A 19,321-nucleotide genomic window follows, 5' to 3' on the forward strand; every position below is an offset into this window, starting at 1 on the left:
GTCAATGCAAATGTATATGAATAAAAGAGAAAAGATATAATTTTAATTTATAACTTATTTGTCAAATCTTCCTCAGAAAGTGCTTTTGCCAAGTCAATAATTTTTCGACGCACTTTAGCATCAGATATATTTGTAAAAGCGCGCATGAGTTGAATCCCTTCGCTGCTAGAACAAAAGTCTATAAAATTGTGTTCACTTTCAGCAAAACCCTCTACTTGTTGGGAGGTAATACCTTTATCAAAAAAGTAAGAAACAGGAACATCCATAATTTCCGCTATCGCTTGAAGACGGCTGGCACCAATACGGTTTGTTCCTTTTTCATATTTTTGGATTTGCTGAAAAGTAATTCCTAATTTTTCACCTAGTTTCTCTTGAGTGAGTCCTAAAATATTACGACGTAAACGGATACGAGTTCCAACATAGATATCTATAGGGTCAGGTTTTTTTTTAGTTTCGGTCATAATGCAACTCTTTATTTCCAGCATTTTTCTTCTAAACCAACATCATATTTATGCGCAGTTGATTTATCATATAATTAAAACAATATGTAATATTTTTTCCCAATATTACTGGTACACGCAACATAATACCGTACAAAGGGCACTTGAATCATTTAAGCTGTTTTGTAAAACCAAAACCAATACGACACAATAGCATAAGGATGAATAAGATAAAAGTAGAGAAAGTTCTGTATTCATTGCTTCCTATAGGGGTAATGGATGATGGAACTCGTGAATCAATAATGCCCACAGCATTTTGTCGAAGAGCTACAACGATTCGTCCATAAGAATCAATAACAGCTGATATGCCATTATTGGCTGCCCGTATGAGGGGGATTCCCAGTTCAACGGCACGAAGCTGTGCTTGTTGAAGATGTTGATAGGGTCCAGGTGTTACACCAAACCATGCATCATTTGTAATATTAATAATTGCTTGAGGCGGGGAGCCTTTAAAAGTCATTTCATGGGGAAATATTGCTTCATAACAAATCAAGGGTAGATAAGAAAATCCGTTTGGCATTGTAACAATTTTGCGCACACTTGCAGCACTATATCCACCAATATTATCGGCAAGGGTACGCAATCCAATTTTTTTCAATAAATTCTGATAAGGAAGATACTCACCAAAAGGAACCAAATGAAGTTTATCGGAAGTATTTAAAATATTACCTTGAGCATTAATGACTGCAATTGTATTAAAATATTGTGTTTGGGAATGAGGTAGATCATTGCTGGCGCGTATTGCTCCAACGATAGCCCATTGTTTAGGTTTTAAAAGAGAGGCAATGCGCATTGTGGTAGATGAGTTATCATAGAGAAGGTAAGGAACGGAAGCTTCAGACCATACGATAAAATCGGGTTCTGAATTTTGATCGGTTGTTGGCGTTGCACTTAGCTTCATATGCGCTTCCAACATAGATTCTCGTGTATTATCACGCAATTTTATATTTTGTTGGATGGACGGTTGAACAATGCGCACCCAATAAGCACTTTTTTGATCTTCAGCTGTGTTTTCTATAGTATGAAGACGATAAAACCCAAAACCACAGTGAATTAATATAAGTGATAAGCAAAGAGAAAGTGCCACTTTCTTTTTTTCATCCGTTAATAAAACAGTTGGCAAACTGTAGGCTAAGACAGCAAGAATATTCATTCCGTAAAGTCCTACGATTGCATCAGATTGCATGAACACTGGGGTTGGCATGGCTGTATAGCCAAGAGAATTCCATGGAAATCCTGTGAATAAAAACGCACGCAACCACTCGGATAATCCTAATGCAAAGGCTAAAACAAAAAAGCGTGCTATTCCTTTTGTCCATAATAAACCGACAATGAAACCAGAAAAAAACCAATAAAAAGAAAGGTAGAGTGGAGGGACTAAAATGGCTAATGGGACGGCCCAACCAAAAGAATCTGGATCTGTTAACAAAGCATTGCATAGCCACCAAAGGCCGCAAATAAAATAACTAAAACCAAAGGTTCCACAGCTTAAAGCGTAAGTAAAAAAATGTTTTTTATTGTTTTTGGTGGACTGTATTGAGTCAAGTAAAACAATAAAGAGAGGGAAAGTTAGAAAGCAAAGAGGTGTTAAATAAAAGGGTGGAAGTGCAAAAGAAGTAAGAGCACCACACAGAAATATCCATGCTTGGCGCTTCCAGCCTGTAACAGAGAATAAAAAAACGATGAAATTGTTTAAAAACGCTGGACTATTCTTTAGGGATGGCATTGTTCTCAAGATTCTCATTTTTGGGAATGCGAAAAATGCGCAACCGTTTGATCCGGCGTTTATCAGCTTCTAAAATACGAAATCTATAGCCAGGTACAGCTTCGACAATTTCACCTTTGGCAGGAATGCGATCAAGAATTGAGACGATCAAACCACCAATAGTATCAACTTCATCACCATATTCTCCTACGATAAAATCAGGACCAAGAGCTTTCTCCACATCTTCTAGTTCAGTTCTTGCATCAACGAGCCATTTATTATTTGGTTCACGTACGATAGCATTGTCGACATTATCATGTTCATCTTCGATATCTCCAACGACTAACTCAACAATATCTTCCATTGAAACGAGACCATCTGTTCCTCCATGTTCATCAATAACTAAAGCCATTTGAGTTCGTGTAGTTTGCATCCGTGTTAATAATTTGCTTGCAAGCATAGAACTGGGAACAAAGAGAACTGTTCGGATCAAATCCAATTCACCAATTGGAGTATGCAAGTCTGTATGGTTTAATTGAAGAAAATCGGATTTTTGTTCGGTTTTTGTTGGATTGATAATAAAGCGAGTGATGTAGTTAAGAATATCGCGGATATGGATCATGCCGCGCGGATCATCTAAAGTTTCAGCATAAACGGGGATACGAGAATGACCAATTTTTGCAAAACATTTAAGGGTTTCTCCAAGAGAGGTGTTTATTTCTAATGCTTCGATTTCAGAACGAGGTATCATAACATCATCCACGCGTGCTTCACGTAAGCGTAAAATGTTATGCAGCATAGTACGTTCTTCAGGTGAGAAGAGGGCGGTATCTTTTTCATTGTTAGTCGTGAGTGCAACGGTAAGATCATCGCGCAGTGACGTAGATGCACAATTTCGACCCCGTAAGAATGAAAACAAATGATTCATCAGGGAATATTTTTCTGTATGATTCGTTTGCTGAGAGGGGTCTTTTTCATTATTAGAAGATGCTTGATTATTATTTTGTGCATTTATTTTGTTTGCCATGGTTTTGAAATCTTCTAGACTTTCTTTTATAACAGATAAATAAGAGGCTTTAAATGGTATGCTGGTAATATTGATTTTAAAAGTTAAATTTTATCATTGATAGACAATTATGCGTAAGGATCTTTTATGGAAAGCTTTTGAAGAATTTCCCTTTCGAGCTTTTCCATTTTATATGCTTCATCATCAGTTTCATGGTCATAACCAAGCAGATGCAAGATACCATGAACAATCATATGTGTTAAATGGTCTTGAAATGTTTTTCCTTCTTTCTCTGCTTCGAAAACAACAGTTTCTCGGGCAATAATAATATCACCGAGCATGGGACCAGGTCGATTTCCAGCTTTAAGTGGAAAAGCAGGAAAGGATAGTACATTAGTAGATTTGTTTTTGTTGCGCCATTGTGCATTGATTTGTGCCATATGTTCATCATCCGTAAAAAGCAGGCTAATCTCGCTTACAACATTTTCCAATGAAACATGATGCATAGCTGTCATTAATGCTTTTTCAGTGATATTATAAAGCATTTTCTCATCATTCCACCCTGCGCTTTTAATCATTATATCAATAATAATCATGATGAATCAAATTCATTTTTTAATGCATCGCGTGTGAATGATTTTTTTTTATTTTGTATTTCGGAATCACGATCATAAGCACGAACGATAGCAGCAACAAGTGGATGGCGTACAACATCTTTTTCATCAAAATGCACAATTGCAATATTTTCTATATTTGAAAGAATGCGAACTGCTTCAATGAGACCTGATTTTTGCCCTGTAGGCAAATCAATTTGGCTTACGTCACCGGTAACGATCATACGCGTTCCTTCTCCAAGACGTGTGAGGAACATCTTCATTTGCATGGGCGTAGTATTTTGTGCCTCATCAAGAATAACAGCAGCATGGGCAAGTGTTCGTCCGCGCATAAAGGCGAGAGGAGCAATTTCTATGACACCAGAAGCTAAAATGCGTTCTATTTTTTCAGCGGGCATCATATCATAAAGAGCATCATAAAGTGGTCGTAAATATGGGTCGACTTTTTCTTTGAGATCACCGGGAAGAAAACCAAGACGTTCTCCAGCTTCAACAGCCGGACGTGAGAGAATAATTCGTTCAATGATACCACGTTCTAGAAGCATTGCAGCATGAGCAACAGCAAGATACGTTTTTCCTGTTCCTGCTGGTCCTACACCAAACACAAGTTCAGTATGCTCCATAGCACTTATGTAAGCGTCTTGTGTTGGAGTTCTTGCATGAATTATTTTTTTATGGGTACTCAACCGTGCTGGTATACGTTTCGTTGCAGATTTGTGTGTTATTGTGTCTTCTTTCTGCTTCTTTGGTATATTTGCCATAGCAATCGCTCCTTTTATATCTGATAAAGTGAGCTCTTGATGTGTTTTGGCACGTTCATAAAGCTGCTGCAATACATATTGCGCACGTTTTATAACGGAAATATTTCCACGGATTAAGACTTCATTACCACGCGGATGAATACTAAGTTCGAGTTTTTTTTCGATATAAGCGAGATTTTCGTCAAATTTACCAAAAACTGCTTTTGCATATTGATTATTTTCGAAAATCAAAACAACTTGGCTCAGATCTGAAGCGCTTGTTTGTTTCAAGGTATCAGCCTTTTCAAGGGACGTATTTACTTTTTCTTTAATACGCTTTATTTTTTCGGTTGAAGCTTTCAGCCTATTCTCCATATCTACATAAATATTGCACATTTTTTTAAGTAAACTTTATAAAAGACAATTTTTTACAAAAAGTGCACGCTTTAGATGTAATCATTTTCTTTTAAAATAAAAGAGTTTTCCAAAATATTTATTGTGAACAAGGTGTTAGAGGCATGTCTATCTATTTGTCACTTCACCAACAAAACTGTTTGAGCTTGCATTTTTAATATGAATTTCTATCACGCTACCTGTAGAGGCTTCTGTATCGACGACAACAGGTAAAAGCCAAGGGGAACGCCCTACCATTTGTCCTGAGTGACGTCCAGTTTTTTCGATGAGAACGTTCGTTTTTTGACCAATTTTAGAACGCAAAAATGCATTTTGTTGCTCAAGGAGAAGGATTTGTAAATGTTGAAGTCGGGCATCTTTTACAGATTCATCAACATGATTTTTCATTGTGGCTCCCACTGTTCCAGGACGGGGGGAATATTTAAAAGAATAAGCTGAACTGTACTGTACTTGTTGAATAAGTTTAATGGTTTCTTCAAAGTCTTCATCTGTTTCTCCTGGAAACCCTACAATAAAATCGCCTGAAAAGGCAATATCTGGCCGTACGGTTCGAATTTTTTCGATAAGATGAAGATAATGAGAGCTTTTGTGTTGTCGGTTCATGGCTTTTAAGATGCGATCTGAACCTGATTGAACAGGAAGATGGAGGTAAGGCATTAACATATCAAGATCTCGATGCGCGGCAATAAGGCTATCATCCATATCACGTGGGTGGCTGGTTGTGTAACGCAAACGCTTTAAACCATCGAGTTTTGCGAGATGATAAAGAAGATCGCCAAGACGCCAAGTTTTGCCATCAGCACTTTGTCCATGCCAACCATTGACATTTTGTCCAAGCAGCGTAATTTCTTTGACACCCGCTTCGATGAGTTGAAGGGCCTCTTCAGTAATTTGTTCAACGGATCGTGATATTTCAGCACCGCGTGTGTACGGAACAACACAAAAAGTGCAAAATTTATCGCAACCTTCCTGCACTGTTAAAAATGCGCTAACACCTCGTTTTCTTACTGCATGTTTATTATGGGGCGGCAAATGAGCAAATTTATCTTCAACAGCATAGTCTGTTTCGATAATTTTTTTCCCTTGTTTGGCTTTTTCTAACAATTCTGGCAAGCGATGATACATTTGCGGACCAATAACAAGATCCACTGTTGGAGCACGGCGCAAGATTTCACTTCCCTCAGCTTGTGCAACACAACCTGTTACACCAACCATAAGGGGTTTATCAGGTGTGCGCTCTTGACGCATAACGCGCAAACGACCGAGATCAGAATAAAGTTTTTCTGCTGCTTTTTCACGAATATGACAGGTATTAACAAGAATAAGATCGGCATCATTGGGAATTTGTGTTGTCACATAGCCTTGCGAACTGAGACTATCAGTCATCCGTTGGCTATCATAAACGTTCATTTGACATCCATAGGTTTTGATAAAAACCTTTTTAGGAGCAACAGGAGGCGTATTTTTAGGATTTACTTTATTCATAGCGCATGTGTAAATGTTTTTTACACAAATCTCAATCTATTTGCTTAAAAGTTTTTTGCATGATAATTGCATCACCACGACCATTTTTTGACGCGTAGTAGGCAAGACGTTCAGAAATTTTTTGAAATTCAAAGCGTTGATAAAGGTTCAAAGCAGAAAGATTTGTGGCTTCTACTTCCAAGAATAATTTTATGGCGCCCTTGTCGTGAAGATGGTGAACTGTGCTTTCGATAAGAAAGGTACCAATTCCTTGTTGACGATAATGAGGATGAACAGCAATTGTGATGATTTCTGCTTCATCAAGGATGAGACGGCATAGGCAAAAGCCTAAAATTTGATCAGAGCGATCAATGAGAAAAACTTTGTGTCCGAAGATAGAGTGATCTGTTAAGAAATTATCAAAAGCTTGTTTTTCCCAAGAAGGGGTAAAACAATGCTGATGAATTTGATGAAGAGAAGCACTATCATTAACTTGTAGCGGAGCAATTCCAAAATTCTTTTTTGTCAATGAAAATTTGGGCATTATTTTTTTTGTGGTAAAGCAAAATTGGTTTGTTGTTTTGCATCAGCGCTGCGTAGATAGAGTGGGCGAGGTGAATTTTTTGATTGTTTGTTTGCAGCAAGATAAGCATAGTTTACAATATCGGCCGCTTCGCAGGGGATTTTTTCTAGGACAATTTTTTCGTATATTTTATGGTTTTTAACATGCTCCACAACGACATCAGCAGCTGGGCCAGTCAGTCGGGTTTTTTTTGGCAAATCTTCGAGGATATTTTCAATTGTTTTTAATGCCGGCTCTCCCAAAGGTGTGAGATCATTATGAAAATTTTGATGGTAGAACATTCCTCTCCCTGCTTCAATGACAACAGTAATTGCCGATGCTGTACTTTTACTGTTTATGACTTGTGCTGCTAACGCTTCAAGAGCACTCACACCAATAGCTGGTATTTCAAGTGCTAATGCCAAAGCGCGCGCTGTTGCAACACCGACACGTACACCAGTAAATGACCCAGGTCCAATATTGACAGCAATACGCTCAACTTGATCAAGCGTCATATTGGCTTGTGTCATTATTTGTGTAATCTGCCCAATAAGTTTTTCAGCATGTCCTTTGTTCATGCGCTCATTGATACGCGCAATAACAGATTTATGACGAATAAGCGCAACAGCACAATAAATTGAAGCAGTATCTATAGCAAGGATAAGCATAAAAATATTTTAGTTGAATAAAACGATAAATAAAAGTCCTGCTGTATTTTTAATATTTTCATTATCGTATATTTCATTTGTAAGAAAGTTACTAGTGCCAATAAGCAACAATATCTTTTTATGGGGTAGAACGAGATGTTGATTTAATCCTTATTTTTATCACTTTTTGAATGAGTATCTTGAGTATTATAAGATTCTCTTATTTTAAATCTACTTATGGTGAAACAATTAAAGTTATTAGCTTGTATATTACAAGCGGAGTTAGCGTATGAATCAAAACTGTTGAAGAAAAGAATAAAAACTCCTTTCACGAATCGTTTAAATGTAAGGATTGTCACAACTTTTAAGCTATCAAATAGTACGATGATGCCACTTGTATTACATAGTAAGTAAAAGTAATTTAAAAGAGGAAAAGTTATGACCCCACATTTTTTCCAAATAAGAATATATTCTATCCGTCTTTATATAAAAACCTCAGCGTAATGAGAGCAGATGAAAGAAATGGCATTGTTTTGCATGAGTTACGTATTTCGATACTACCCTGTTGCAAATCATTATGGACTGAAAAGCAAATTTGACAGTTTTCACTTAAATATCAGCTCTTTCAATTTTTTGTATAGAATAATGAGCAGTATTTTAGAACTTTTTCTGGTTTATGAAAGAACTGATTTTAATAATAATGAGGACTTTGGGTTGATTGCATACTACGTTGAAAAAATAATAATCAATACACATTTAAAATGTTATATGATTTAAATCATTTAATTGTATCATGATAAGGCTACAAATACCGAGAATAATTATGGAGCAGGTTGAAGCCAAAATGACGCGCCATCCTGCTTTTTTTAGTGATCGGATATCAACACCTAATCCTAGTGCAGCCATTGAGATAACAGTAAACAACTGGGCAATAAATTTGATGGGATTGATAGCCTTTTCAGGGATAAGACCACTTGAGCGAACAAGCATCATGATAATAAAGCCAATGATAAACCATGGGACGAGGGTATGTAAACGCAAGCGTGTTTGTGCTGATCGGCGATAAATGATTGATAGAGTAAAAATAACAGGGCCTAACATGAGAACCCGTACTAATTTGACAATTGTTGCAATTTGAACACTCAGAAAAGAGACAGATGCTGTTGCTGCTAAAACCTGTGGTACAGCATAAACAACCATGCCAGCAAGCACACCATATTGGCTAAATGACAAATTCAGAGACGGATGTAAAAAGGGTAGAAATAAAATAATAAGAATTCCTAAAAGAGCAGTGAAGGCAATTGACGCGGCTACATCGTCATGTTTTGCTTTTATGACAGGTGCAACGGCGACAATAGCTGAATTGCCACAAATAGCATTCCCACAAGCGACCAGCATTGCTAAATGTGTAGAAAGCCCGAAAAGTCGGCCGATGGCAAAGCTCAGGATAATCGTTACGAATATCACGAATATGATACTAGCAAGCAAATTCCAGCCAGCTGAAAGGACTGCGTTAATGCTAATGCTTGCTCCTAGAAGAACGATAGCAATTTCGAGAAGTGTTTTTGCACAAAAGGTGATACCTTTTTGAAAATATGTTGGCAAAGGAAAACAACTACGGATAATCGATCCTAAAAGAATTGCCAAAACAATGCTTTCAAGCCAAGCTTGTCCAAAAAGCTGTTTTTCTACGACTTCTAAGCCATAAGCTAAGGCTGATATGAGTAAACATACTAGAATACCAGGACCAAAGTCGTTTAAAAGTGAGAGTTTTTTCTTTATCACTTGAATATTTTCCCCATACAAAGAAATAATAGTAAATAAAACGAAATAACAGGTAAGAGAAAGAAATTTTTAAAGATTTGTTCTTGCTTGTACAGCTGCTGCTAAAGTTCCGTCATCAAGATAATCAAGCTCGCCTCCTACAGGGACACCATGAGCAAGTCGCGTAATTTTAACTGGAAAATTGGAAAGCTGATCGGTGATATAGTGAGCAGTTGTTTGACCTTCGACAGTCGCATTGACAGCAAGAATAATCTCCGTAATAGGGTTTTGTACAACACGTTGTATTAAGGTGGCAATATTGAGTTCATCAGGGCCTATTCCATCTAAGGGGGAGAGTCGTCCACCCAACACATGGTAACGTGCGGCTAAAGTTTTTGCGCGCTCAAGAGCCCACAGATCAGCAATATCCTCAACAACAATGATTGTTGTATCATCGCGGCGTAAATCTGTGCAAATTGAACAAGGATCAATGGTATCGACATTTCCACAAACAGAACAAATGCCGACTTTTTCTATAGCTGCTTGTATAGCCGCTCCCAAAGGCTCCAGCAATGTCTCTTTTTTTTGATAAGATGAAGCGCAGCACGACGTGCTGAACGTGGACCAAGACCTGGTAACCGTGATAAAATCTGAATGAGACGTTCAATTTCAGGTCCTGCAATGTATTTAGACATATTTTTGTCCCACGGAAAAAATCCGCTTCATTAAAATGGAAGCTTGAAACCTGATGGGAGTGGTAGCCCTGCGGTCATACTTTTGGTTTTTTCTTCTATTGCGACTTCGATTTTTGTTCTTGCTTCATTATAAGCCGCCATAATGAGATCTTCAAGAATTTCAGCTTCCTCAGGTTTGAGTAATGAAGGATCAATTTGAATTGCTGTTATAATATTTTTGCCATTTAAAGTGATATTGACGAGACCACCCCCTGCAGTGCCCACAGCTTGCAGATTAGCTATTTCCTCCTGAATCTTCTGCATTTTTTCTTGCATTTCTTTGGCTTTTTTCATCATGCTCATCATTTCACGCATAGGAATAGGTATCCTTATTCATCATTGATATCATTTTTATTTTTAAAAATATCAGCATTTTTAAAGGTATTGGGGAGTAAATCAAGATCATTTTCTTCTTTATTGAGTCGAATATCGACAATTTTTGCTTCTGGGAAATGATTGAGGATTTTCGCGATATCAGGATCTGTTTCTGCATTGGAAAAAAGAGTCTTTTGAATCGCTATACTTTCCTCCTGTAAGGTTGGGCCACCTCCTTCATTAACAAAAGTTATTGTCCAGCGTTTTTCAGTCCATTGAGATATCTTTTTTTCTATATCATGAGCAAGAAATTGTGGGGTATTTTCAGAAAGTCTCAAGGTAATATGCCCAGCTTCAAAAGAAACAGGATGAACAAATTCTTTAACAAGGAGTTTGAAAGGAACGTCATTATGCTGTTCGGCTAATTGAACAATATCGTGCAAAGAATTAATCACGAGAGTTTTAGGTTCAGTAATCTTTTCTGTTGTTTGCGTGACAGAATGCGATAAATTTGCAATCTTTTCAGAAAAATCAGTAGATTGAGAAGTTTCTAGAATTTCTGTTACTTCTTGGGCGTTGATTTTGTCATGGTTTTGATTTTTAACTAAATTTTCTGGTTGTAAGGAATGATCTAATTGGTTTTTCAAAGAGCTTTTTAAATCTGATTGATCGGCTAATATATTTGAAACGCTCGAGGAAGCATGGGCTCCGACCATTGTTTCTTTTGTTATATTATTTGCATTTGTAGATTCTTGATGAGAAGAATTTTTAACCAGTGTGAGAGGCGTTTTTTCTTGCGTAAGCTTTTTTAAAGCCTCATCAAGAGTTGGTAAGTCAGCCGTGTGAGCAAGACGAATTAAAAGCATTTCAGCGGCTTGAAGAGGACGTGCAGTTTGATGAACTTCCTGTAAACCTTTGAGTAACATTTGCCAGTTTCGGGATAAAATAGGAACGGAAAGTTTTTTTGAAAAGTCTAAACTTCTTAAACGTTGTTCTTCAGTCAGAGAGAAATCTTCCACTATTTCTGGTGTAAAACGTAAACGTGTGACCAGATGATTAAAATCGGCTAGTTCTGTCAATATAGTAAGAGGATCAGCACCTGCTTCATATTGACTGCGTAATTCATGTAACGCATTGACAACATCGCCCTTCATGATAAATTCAAAAAGATCAATAATACGTGCTTGATCCGCTAATCCTAACATTGTACGCACCGCAATAGCATTAACATTGCCATTGCTATGGGCGATTGCTTGATCAAAAATGGATAATGCATCACGTGCAGATCCTTCTGCAGCACGGGCAATCATAGAGAGCGCTTGATCTTCTACTTCTACCTTTTCATATTTCGCAATTTGGCGCAAATGTGCACTCAAAGCTTTTGATTCAATACGTCGCAAATCAAAACGTTGGCAACGCGAAAGAATTGTAATAGGAACTTTGCGAATTTCTGTTGTGGCAAAAATAAATTTCACATGGGAAGGTGGTTCTTCAAGAGTTTTCAATAAACCATTAAAGGCTTGTGTTGAGAGCATATGTACTTCATCGATAATGTAAACTTTATAGCGTGCAGAAACAGGACGATAGCGTATTTGTTCAATAATTTCACGAATATCATCAATGCCCGTATGAGAAGCGGCATCCATTTCTATAACATCAATATGGCGCCCTTCGATAATTTGTGTGCAATGTTCACCAAGAGAGTCCAATACAGTTGTTGGTTGGTCAATATCTTTTGTTTTATAATTAAGCGCACGTGCCAAAATACGTGCTGTTGTGGTTTTACCTACGCCACGAATCCCTGTTAACATCCACGCTTGTGCAATACGACCTTTTTCAAAGGCGTTGGTGAGAGTACGCACCATAGCTTCCTGACCAATGAGGTCAGAGAAGTTTTGGGGCCGATATTTACGAGCAAGAACACGATAGGCTGTTTCTACCGGTAAATTTTCCATGAATATTTCCAACTTCGAAGTTCTTTATGCGTACATTTTGATAATACAAAAGCATAGATCAATACTGTAGTCTCATATAAAAGGATTTTTTCTTAATCAAATTATTTATGGGACAATTTGTTTAAAAACAACAAAATCCCTTTATTTGCTGCATACAAATGCCGCTCTGAAGATTAAAAATACCTCGCTAAAAGACAGCATAAAAAATAATTTCTTCAGCAAAATAGGAGGTTGGAACGATGACCCGTACCAGAACTCGTTGGGGCTGCTTCTTTCCAGACCTGACCCAGTTGGCGAGTAGTTCGTCCACCACCAACCTCCCAAACTCATATTGTCGATTTGGAATGAAAAATCAAGCTCAGAAACGAAAAATATCCTAAGAACGATGAAGAATTTTCCTTTGCGTTTAATTTATTGACATATAAACAACAAAGAGATTGTGGATTTACCAGTTTTTATAGCAGTAGCTCTTCATATTTATTTGGTATGAAAATATCTTTTCGCTTAAGATCGTCTGAATGTATAATTATTCTCATTCGCTGAAACATATAAGAGTTTTAGGATAGATACGCCTGTTCTAAAACTACGAAATTGAATGATTAAAAATTTGCAACGATAAAAAAGGCAAATAAAGTATATAGATCATGTAATTGGCTAACATTCGAAAGTTAGGGGGAAGAGTGCTATTTAAATAATTATAAAATATTGCTTTAATGGTGTTGCTCCTCTATACAAAACATCCCAAACATAATACATTTAATGTTGTACATTCACAGGCTTTTTAAAGAGCGATTGCTCAATACTCTTAACTATATTTCAAACTCTACTCGTAAATAGTATACATACTCTCCTTGAGATATAAGTCCATTGTGCACTATCTTTTTTATGCTTAATAAAAGTATAAATTTTAGCCCTCATACTACTTAACAACTCCCAATGTTGCGATCCCTTGCACTTGAGAGGCTTTATAAGAAGCATTTTTATTCCTTTTTTAATCGTTTTTACTCACACATCACTCCCATTTGTAACTTTCAAGGAAACGATTTTAATTGATTCAATATGAGATTTAAGATGGGAGATCTTACTTTATTTGTGGTTGTAATTCAGTATAAAAAATCGAACTCTTATAATGATAAGTCAATATATTAAATATCTTATAAGAGAACCACCTCATTTCTATAGTGAATGAGAATATCAAATATGTAATATTTTTTCTTTTAACGTATATAAATACTGAGTAGATGTTATCGCTCTTTTTTTGCGTACTTGTTCTTTTAATTAAAAAACATTGATGTTTATCACAAGATGGATCAATATATGAATTTTTATTATTGAGAAAAGGTTTCATATATTTTTAAGAGACTGTACTTATGCAAGAGAAGATGCAACATTAAACGCTATAGAAATAAGGGGGTACTGATTTTATAAGCATAAAAATGGTTCTTATTCGATATAAGCGACATTTTATAGTTTCAAATAATTATATCCTTTAATAAGGAGGGAAAAGCGAGATAAATTTTTATAAAAAGCTGAATGAGTATGATTTAAAATGCAGCGAGGAATGCATCTGTAGAGCAAATTTTACTTTTCTGTTTATCTAAGTGATTTGGGTACGATGTGCTTTATAGTACTTAAAATAAAGCAGTTGCAAAGATAGAAGTTATATTCTTATTAAAAAAATAGCTCTGATAGTAGAAAATACAGAACAATTTAATTTTAGTCATTTAGTTTTCGCAAAAGTTCTTTAATATCTAACCTTATAAGCAGCTTAAGGGTTGCCATATTAGGATAAAAATAACCTTTTCAGCGATTAGTTTTAATGGCTCATTATGCCCTATTTTGAAAAAAATACCTGAAAAAAGAATAACTCTACTCAAATTTAGATGTTATAGAAATATTGTTAATCATAACCTCCTGTGTCACAATCTGTTCCAACAACTTTTTTGTTCGTAATATTTTTAAAAATATAATGTCCTGACCAAGGAAAACTTATATGAAGAGATTTTATATTTTTTAGGGTAAAGATTTTCTTTTCTTTATCATGGGTTATTTTCTTTTCATCATCAACAAAAATTCTCAATTTGTTTAAATCAGAAGGGGCAGAGTATGATAAAGTAAAGGATACTTTCTTCGGTTTAAAGGTATTACAAGAGTATTCAACTCCTTGCTGGAATGTATAGGATGGTGTGATCACAACACTTTCATCCCGCGCAAAATTCCATTTTTTTTCACCAAAGCCAGCAAATGCAACACTAGAGTAGGCGAGAATATTTGCGGCTAATAATCCTCGCGTGAAGATTTTTTTCATTATCCTCTCCTTTTTTCTAAAGTGAGGTGAATCATAAATCAGTTTTTATAAAGATACAAGTTCAAACTTAACGCTAAAATCAGGGCTAAGTTGCATTTTCTAGTTTTAAACCATGTTTAGAATGATATTAATCTAAAAGATTCGAATACTCTATTATGTATAATAATTTGAATTGTTTTGAGAGCTAATTTAGAAGTTCGTTATCTTTATTGGAATATTGTCAGAGGAAATGACTTTTCTCAAGAGGCTCTCTTTAAATATATAAAGGGAAATAGATGGTACAAGCGTTTTTATTTTTGGTTACTGTGTTTTTTTACACTGGTTTTTATACGAGTTGAATTGCGGTTTATCATGATATAATTTGTGAGAAAATATTATGAAAATAATTTATATATTCTATTACGAGCTGTTTTTTCTTCTTCAGTGTTTATGAAGGGTGTTGAGTAGAAAAAACAGCCCTTTCAAAATGCGTTGCATTATGAAATTTTTACGATGCTTTTTGATATCAACAAAAAATGATAGCAGCTTAATTGCTTTTATATATACGATGTTCGATCGTTTTGTGCTGGATAAGTACCGATAATACGCAGTTCTGCAGAAAAGAAAGATAATTCTTCTAAGGCAAGTTTCATCATCGGGTCTTCAGGATGTCCTTCAATATCAACAAAGAATTGTGTTGCATTGAAATTTCCACCAATTTGATAGCTTTCTAATTTTGTCATATTGATACCATTCGTTGCAAATCCTCCCATAGCTTTATAGAGAGCTGCGGGGACATTGCGCACTCGAAAAAGAAGACTGGTGATGATTTTTTCGCCATTTTGAGGTTTGGGGACATGCCGTTTGGAGCGTGAAAGGATGACAAAACGGGTAATATTATGAGGGTTATCTTCAACATCTCTTTCAAGAATATCAAGTCCATAGAGTTCTGCTGCAATTAAAGGTGCTAAGGCAGCCTGTGAACGTTTAGCATTTTTTTTAATAAATTTTGCAGCTCCAGCGGTGTCAGCAGAAACAACAGGTTTCCAACCGTTGTTTCGTATGATTTTTCGGCATTGTGCAAGGGCATGCGTATGGCTGTGGATGGTTTTAATTTCGTCATGTGTAACGCCGGGCAAAACCATGAGTTGAAAATGGATAGGTAAAAAATATTCATCAATAATATAAAGAGATGACTGTGGTAAAAGATGATGAATGTCTGCAACGCGTCCCGCAAGGGTATTTTCAATAGGGATCATAGCAAGATCAGCTTTCCCGCTTTCCACTAAATTAAGGGCGTCTTCGAAAGTAGCAGAGGGAACAGCATCCATATTGGGGAACATATTGGAGCAAGCAATATGGGAATTAGCGCCGTATTCTCCTTGGAAAGAAATTTTATTGGTTTTTTTAAGTATTTTCATGCTAAAATCTCACAAACTCTATCGAGATCATGTTGTGTGTCTACACCTAAGGGAATTGTATCGACTATTTCCACATCGATACGCATATTGTTTTCTAATGCACGTAATTGTTCAAGTTTTTCACGTTTCTCAAGTGGTGAGGGTTTGAATGATACAAATTTCTCAAGTGCTTCGCGCCTATAGGCGTATATTCCAATATGGTGATAAAGAGGACCCTCTCCATAAGGTGCTTTGGCGCGCGTAAAATAAAGAGCACGAAGGCGATTTTGAGAAAGCGGTGTACCAATGATTTTGACAACATTGGGATCTCTTGTTTCATTTTCTTCAATGATTTTGGCACCCAAGGTTGCAATATCAGTAAAGCTATTTTCTAGAGGGCGTAGCGCACGAATGATTTCACGAGGCATGATTGTTGGTAAGTCACCTTGTATATTTAAAATGGCGTTGTAGCGTTGTTCAGGATCAATACGCACTAAAGCTTCATAAATACGATCAGATCCAGACTTATGATCACCTCGTGTTATGATATATTCATGCCCATAATCTGCAACAGCTTTAGCGATATCATTATGATCTGTTGCAACGATTGTACGTCCTATTCCAGCTTTTTTGGCTTGTTCTACGACATGAACAATCATCGGTTTTCCGCCAATTTCAGCGAGAGCTTTTTGAGGAAGACGGGTTGAGCCCATACGGGCAGGAATAAGAATAATTGGTTCAAGAGCCATTGTAAGATTCCCAATGTCATCTGTGATGCATTTATGATATTGTGTGTTATAAAGAAAAAGCTTAAACTAAAAATGGTAATAAAACCGTGAACATTTGAGTTTTTATGAATCGCTCGAGATTTATTTATTTTATTTGTGCTTGTTTATGTGTGCTGGTCGCTATTGTGGGGATTTCCACACTCAGCAATATAGTTTATGATCATCCTACATCAGTCCAATATCATCATACAGTTGCCAAGAATGATATATTTCAAGAAAAACAAAAAGCACCTGATGTTTCCCTATCACTAAATAGCCGCCTTCAACAAGGCAATTTTGAAAATGGCCGTAAAGTTTTTCGCCAATGTGCCATATGCCACACATCTGGACGCAATGAAGCAGGGCGTGTTGGTCCAGTTCTCTGGGAGATTGTTAACCGCCCTTTGGCATCAGCAGCAGGTTTTGCTTATTCACGGGCATTACGTGCTCATTCTGATCAAAAATGGGATTTTGTAACGTTAGATCGTTATTTACATTCTCCACGTGAAGCTTTTCCTGGGACCATTATGTCTTTTCGTGGAATTAAAAATGACCAAGATCGTGCCGATCTCTTGCTTTATTTACGCAGTTTATCCGATCATCCTGTTCCTTTACCAATGGATAATAATAAAGCGAACGAGCCAAATTAACTTATACCATAGATGTTAATTTTAGAAAGAAGTCTGATTTTTTTGTAATTTTAGTTTCACAGTTTTATAAAAAGAGCTCTTATTGATGTTTTGTTAGGGGGGAACGCCCCTCACGCAAAACAGAACATATTTAACATTGCATATTTACTCGCTTATTTTAAAGAGATCTTTTATAAAAATGCACTCTTTACGCTGTCGTCTGTGGATTGGTTTTCAAGATTTGTGTGCTTCACTTTTTCTACATATACTTGTCTGTGAAATTATTGCTGAAGGATTATCAATTCATGAGCCGCAGCTTTCTGCTTCTGAATGCAATAATTATGTAATTAAAGCTCTCCATGAGGTTTATCTCAATCCTTCTATACACATCAATCCCTATGTACTTTTACATCAAGTCCCATGTATTTTTCTTATGAACAGAGACAATTGATTGTTCTTATACGTGCAATAATCCTAAGCTGCATTTTATGATGCTCGATGAATAGACGTTTTCTCTTGAGGTTAGAGATGTACGGACAGATCATTGACCTTTTATAGTATCGATCACTAAAATATGACTTAAATTATTTATTTATAGGTTATGGTTTGAAGTAAGCACTTTCATGTGAAACAATTTTTATGTGTGAATAGTAAAATAGTTGAATAGAGTTCTGCTGATTGTATTTTTATCTACGTCGAAAATTTTTTACACAAGAATACTGATAGCAGCTGCGTTCCCACGAGTCTCTGTCCATTTATAGACGATGACATGAAATTATGCTGATAATCCATTATAGAGAATTATTTTTTCACAAAAGGTTTGCCATATTTGTGATAAATTTAATAGGTTTCATTGGTTACAATGTTTCGATGACTTGCGATAAAATTAATTAGTATTTCAATACATATTGCGAGAGTGCTAAAAATTAGTGGAAGAGAGGACATAATCATGATTCTCCAAGCTTCTTAATAACTATGGTATTTTCTTTATAATTTGAGCGTTTATAAGTAATAATATTAAATTGCGCTAATAATCCATTATAGAGAAGAATCTTTCCTACTAATGGCTCTCCGATGTTTGTGATCATTTTAATAACTTCCATTGCTTGTAGGGTCCCAATAACGCCAGGTAAAACACCGATGATTCCAGTTTCAGCGCATGTTGGGATAGTCCCGTGAGCTGGAGAGGTGGGGAATAAATCGCGATAGTGAGGATTATTGTCTTTATATGGCATAAGGACGGTTAATGAGCCATTAAAACGTTCTACAGCACCACTTATTAAAGGTTTTTTACATTGGGCAGCGTGATCAGCAAGAAGATAGCGTGTCGTAAAATTATCACTTCCATCAACAATGATGTGGTAAGCATTGAGCAGTTTATCCACATTACTTTTGTCTAAGCGTAGGGTGTGTTTTTCAACTATAACATGGGGATTTATTGCTTTTATAGTGGTTTCAGCACTGTCTGTTTTACTTTTTTTGATTGCATTTGTTTTATGAATAACTTGGCGTTGTAAATTGGAAAGTGAAACGATGTCGTTATCGACAATTCCAAGAGTTCCAACACCTGCGGCAGCCAAATAGGTTAAGACAGGAGCACCAAGACCACCAGCGCCTACAACAAGAACACGTGCTTTTTTTAGCTTTTGTTGCCCTGCACCACCAATTTCAGGCAAAATGATGTGGCGTGCATAGCGTTCGATTTCTTTGTTGTTTAATTTTATATCTGTTTCTTGTGTCATAAATTTTCTCTTGTCATAGTTCTTTTATTGTTTACTAAGTTTATGATGCATAGACCAGTCTGCTTTTAGGATAGAG

General features: G+C 36.3%; 16 protein-coding genes, 1 other RNA gene and 1 pseudogene. 1 reads left to right on the forward strand and 17 read right to left on the reverse strand.

Going from position 1 to position 19,321, the window contains the following annotated elements:
* Positions 1–47: 47 nt before the first annotated feature.
* The 16 genes and pseudogenes from ACFIL7_RS00530 to ACFIL7_RS00605 form a co-directional block, all read right to left on the reverse strand.
* Positions 48–461 carry a helix-turn-helix domain-containing protein gene (locus tag ACFIL7_RS00530; RefSeq protein WP_375633981.1) on the reverse strand — a complete coding sequence of 138 codons (414 nt, stop codon included), beginning with the start codon at positions 459–461 and terminating at the stop codon, positions 48–50.
* Between the two features lie 148 nt (positions 462–609).
* Positions 610–2,244 carry an apolipoprotein N-acyltransferase gene (gene lnt, locus ACFIL7_RS00535; protein ID WP_375634587.1) on the reverse strand — a complete coding sequence of 545 codons (1,635 nt, stop codon included), beginning with the start codon at positions 2,242–2,244 and terminating at the stop codon, positions 610–612.
* The gene (locus tag ACFIL7_RS00540; protein ID WP_375634586.1) at positions 2,207–3,232 is read right to left on the reverse strand and encodes a hemolysin family protein; all 1,026 of its coding nucleotides are present in this window, start codon (positions 3,230–3,232) and stop codon (positions 2,207–2,209) included. Before ACFIL7_RS00540 ends, lnt begins: the two co-directional genes overlap by 38 nt.
* 107 nt (positions 3,233–3,339) lie before the next feature.
* The gene (gene ybeY, locus ACFIL7_RS00545) at positions 3,340–3,807 is read right to left on the reverse strand and encodes an rRNA maturation RNase YbeY (RefSeq protein ID WP_375633985.1); all 468 of its coding nucleotides are present in this window, start codon (positions 3,805–3,807) and stop codon (positions 3,340–3,342) included.
* Positions 3,804–4,928 (reverse strand): PhoH family protein, encoded by a 1,125-nt coding sequence (locus tag ACFIL7_RS00550; RefSeq protein WP_375634606.1) that lies wholly within the window; start codon positions 4,926–4,928, stop codon positions 3,804–3,806. The genes ybeY and ACFIL7_RS00550 overlap by 4 nt, the downstream gene beginning before the upstream one ends.
* Before the next feature lie 159 nt (positions 4,929–5,087).
* On the reverse strand, positions 5,088–6,464 hold the full coding sequence (miaB, locus tag ACFIL7_RS00555) for a tRNA (N6-isopentenyl adenosine(37)-C2)-methylthiotransferase MiaB (RefSeq protein ID WP_375633987.1): 1,377 nt from the start codon (positions 6,462–6,464) through the stop codon (positions 5,088–5,090).
* 31 nt (positions 6,465–6,495) lie between these two features.
* Positions 6,496–6,987, reverse strand: coding sequence for a ribosomal protein S18-alanine N-acetyltransferase (gene rimI, locus ACFIL7_RS00560; protein WP_375633989.1), 492 nt, complete (start codon positions 6,985–6,987; stop codon positions 6,496–6,498).
* Entirely contained in the window at positions 6,987–7,673 is a 687-nt protein-coding gene (gene tsaB / locus ACFIL7_RS00565) for a tRNA (adenosine(37)-N6)-threonylcarbamoyltransferase complex dimerization subunit type 1 TsaB (protein WP_375634584.1), read from the reverse strand. Before tsaB ends, rimI begins: the two co-directional genes overlap by 1 nt.
* Positions 7,674–8,408: 735 nt before the next feature.
* A complete protein-coding gene (locus ACFIL7_RS00570; protein ID WP_375633991.1) occupies positions 8,409–9,437 on the reverse strand; it encodes a YeiH family protein in 1,029 nt (342 codons plus the stop codon).
* A gap of 69 nt (positions 9,438–9,506) precedes the next feature.
* Positions 9,507–10,111 (reverse strand): annotated as a pseudogene (gene recR, locus ACFIL7_RS00575) (recombination mediator RecR).
* 30 nt (positions 10,112–10,141) lie between these two features.
* Positions 10,142–10,465: a YbaB/EbfC family nucleoid-associated protein gene (locus tag ACFIL7_RS00580; RefSeq protein WP_375606797.1), complete on the reverse strand. Its 324-nt coding sequence runs from the start codon at positions 10,463–10,465 to the stop codon at positions 10,142–10,144.
* 14 nt (positions 10,466–10,479) lie between these two features.
* On the reverse strand, positions 10,480–12,420 hold the full coding sequence (locus ACFIL7_RS00585; RefSeq protein ID WP_375634583.1) for a DNA polymerase III subunit gamma/tau: 1,941 nt from the start codon (positions 12,418–12,420) through the stop codon (positions 10,480–10,482).
* Positions 12,421–12,643: 223 nt separating this feature from the next.
* Positions 12,644–12,741, reverse strand: an RNA gene (gene ffs, locus ACFIL7_RS00590) — signal recognition particle sRNA small type.
* A 1,579-nt stretch (positions 12,742–14,320) separates the two neighbouring features.
* The gene (locus ACFIL7_RS00595; RefSeq protein WP_375610537.1) at positions 14,321–14,728 is read right to left on the reverse strand and encodes a hypothetical protein; all 408 of its coding nucleotides are present in this window, start codon (positions 14,726–14,728) and stop codon (positions 14,321–14,323) included.
* Between the two features lie 536 nt (positions 14,729–15,264).
* The gene (locus ACFIL7_RS00600; protein WP_375683235.1) at positions 15,265–16,128 is read right to left on the reverse strand and encodes a prephenate dehydratase; all 864 of its coding nucleotides are present in this window, start codon (positions 16,126–16,128) and stop codon (positions 15,265–15,267) included.
* Positions 16,125–16,856: a 3-deoxy-manno-octulosonate cytidylyltransferase gene (locus ACFIL7_RS00605; RefSeq protein ID WP_375632301.1), complete on the reverse strand. Its 732-nt coding sequence runs from the start codon at positions 16,854–16,856 to the stop codon at positions 16,125–16,127. The genes ACFIL7_RS00600 and ACFIL7_RS00605 overlap by 4 nt, the downstream gene beginning before the upstream one ends.
* Positions 16,857–16,960: 104 nt before the next feature.
* Between ACFIL7_RS00605 and ACFIL7_RS00610 the strand changes: the two genes are divergently transcribed.
* On the forward strand, positions 16,961–17,524 hold the full coding sequence (locus ACFIL7_RS00610) for a c-type cytochrome (protein WP_375634582.1): 564 nt from the start codon (positions 16,961–16,963) through the stop codon (positions 17,522–17,524).
* A 926-nt stretch (positions 17,525–18,450) separates the two neighbouring features.
* On the opposite strand, the gene ACFIL7_RS00615 is transcribed toward ACFIL7_RS00610, so the two are convergent.
* Positions 18,451–19,245 carry a molybdopterin-synthase adenylyltransferase MoeB gene (locus ACFIL7_RS00615; RefSeq protein ID WP_375634581.1) on the reverse strand — a complete coding sequence of 265 codons (795 nt, stop codon included), beginning with the start codon at positions 19,243–19,245 and terminating at the stop codon, positions 18,451–18,453.
* Positions 19,246–19,321 lie beyond the last annotated feature (76 nt).

Source organism: Bartonella sp. AP3QHHD (assembly GCF_042195765.1).
Lineage (GTDB): Bacteria > Pseudomonadota > Alphaproteobacteria > Rhizobiales > Rhizobiaceae > Bartonella.

What these genes read in the sequence shown, in the direction of transcription:
- ACFIL7_RS00530 (WP_375633981.1), bottom strand. Translation starts at nt 461, where the DNA reads ATGACCGAAACTAAAAAAAAACCTGACCCTATAGATATCTATGTTGGA.
- lnt (WP_375634587.1), bottom strand. Translation starts at nt 2,244, where the DNA reads ATGAGAATCTTGAGAACAATGCCATCCCTAAAGAATAGTCCAGCGTTT.
- ACFIL7_RS00540 (WP_375634586.1), bottom strand. Translation starts at nt 3,232, where the DNA reads ATGGCAAACAAAATAAATGCACAAAATAATAATCAAGCATCTTCTAAT.
- ybeY (WP_375633985.1), bottom strand. Translation starts at nt 3,807, where the DNA reads ATGATTATTATTGATATAATGATTAAAAGCGCAGGGTGGAATGATGAG.
- miaB (WP_375633987.1), bottom strand. Translation starts at nt 6,464, where the DNA reads ATGAATAAAGTAAATCCTAAAAATACGCCTCCTGTTGCTCCTAAAAAG.
- rimI (WP_375633989.1), bottom strand. Translation starts at nt 6,987, where the DNA reads ATGCCCAAATTTTCATTGACAAAAAAGAATTTTGGAATTGCTCCGCTA.
- tsaB (WP_375634584.1), bottom strand. Translation starts at nt 7,673, where the DNA reads ATGCTTATCCTTGCTATAGATACTGCTTCAATTTATTGTGCTGTTGCG.
- ACFIL7_RS00580 (WP_375606797.1), bottom strand. Translation starts at nt 10,465, where the DNA reads ATGCGTGAAATGATGAGCATGATGAAAAAAGCCAAAGAAATGCAAGAA.
- ACFIL7_RS00585 (WP_375634583.1), bottom strand. Translation starts at nt 12,420, where the DNA reads ATGGAAAATTTACCGGTAGAAACAGCCTATCGTGTTCTTGCTCGTAAA.
- ACFIL7_RS00595 (WP_375610537.1), bottom strand. Translation starts at nt 14,728, where the DNA reads ATGAAAAAAATCTTCACGCGAGGATTATTAGCCGCAAATATTCTCGCC.
- ACFIL7_RS00600 (WP_375683235.1), bottom strand. Translation starts at nt 16,128, where the DNA reads ATGAAAATACTTAAAAAAACCAATAAAATTTCTTTCCAAGGAGAATAC.
- ACFIL7_RS00605 (WP_375632301.1), bottom strand. Translation starts at nt 16,856, where the DNA reads ATGGCTCTTGAACCAATTATTCTTATTCCTGCCCGTATGGGCTCAACC.
- ACFIL7_RS00610 (WP_375634582.1), top strand. Translation starts at nt 16,961, where the DNA reads ATGAATCGCTCGAGATTTATTTATTTTATTTGTGCTTGTTTATGTGTG.
- ACFIL7_RS00615 (WP_375634581.1), bottom strand. Translation starts at nt 19,245, where the DNA reads ATGACACAAGAAACAGATATAAAATTAAACAACAAAGAAATCGAACGC.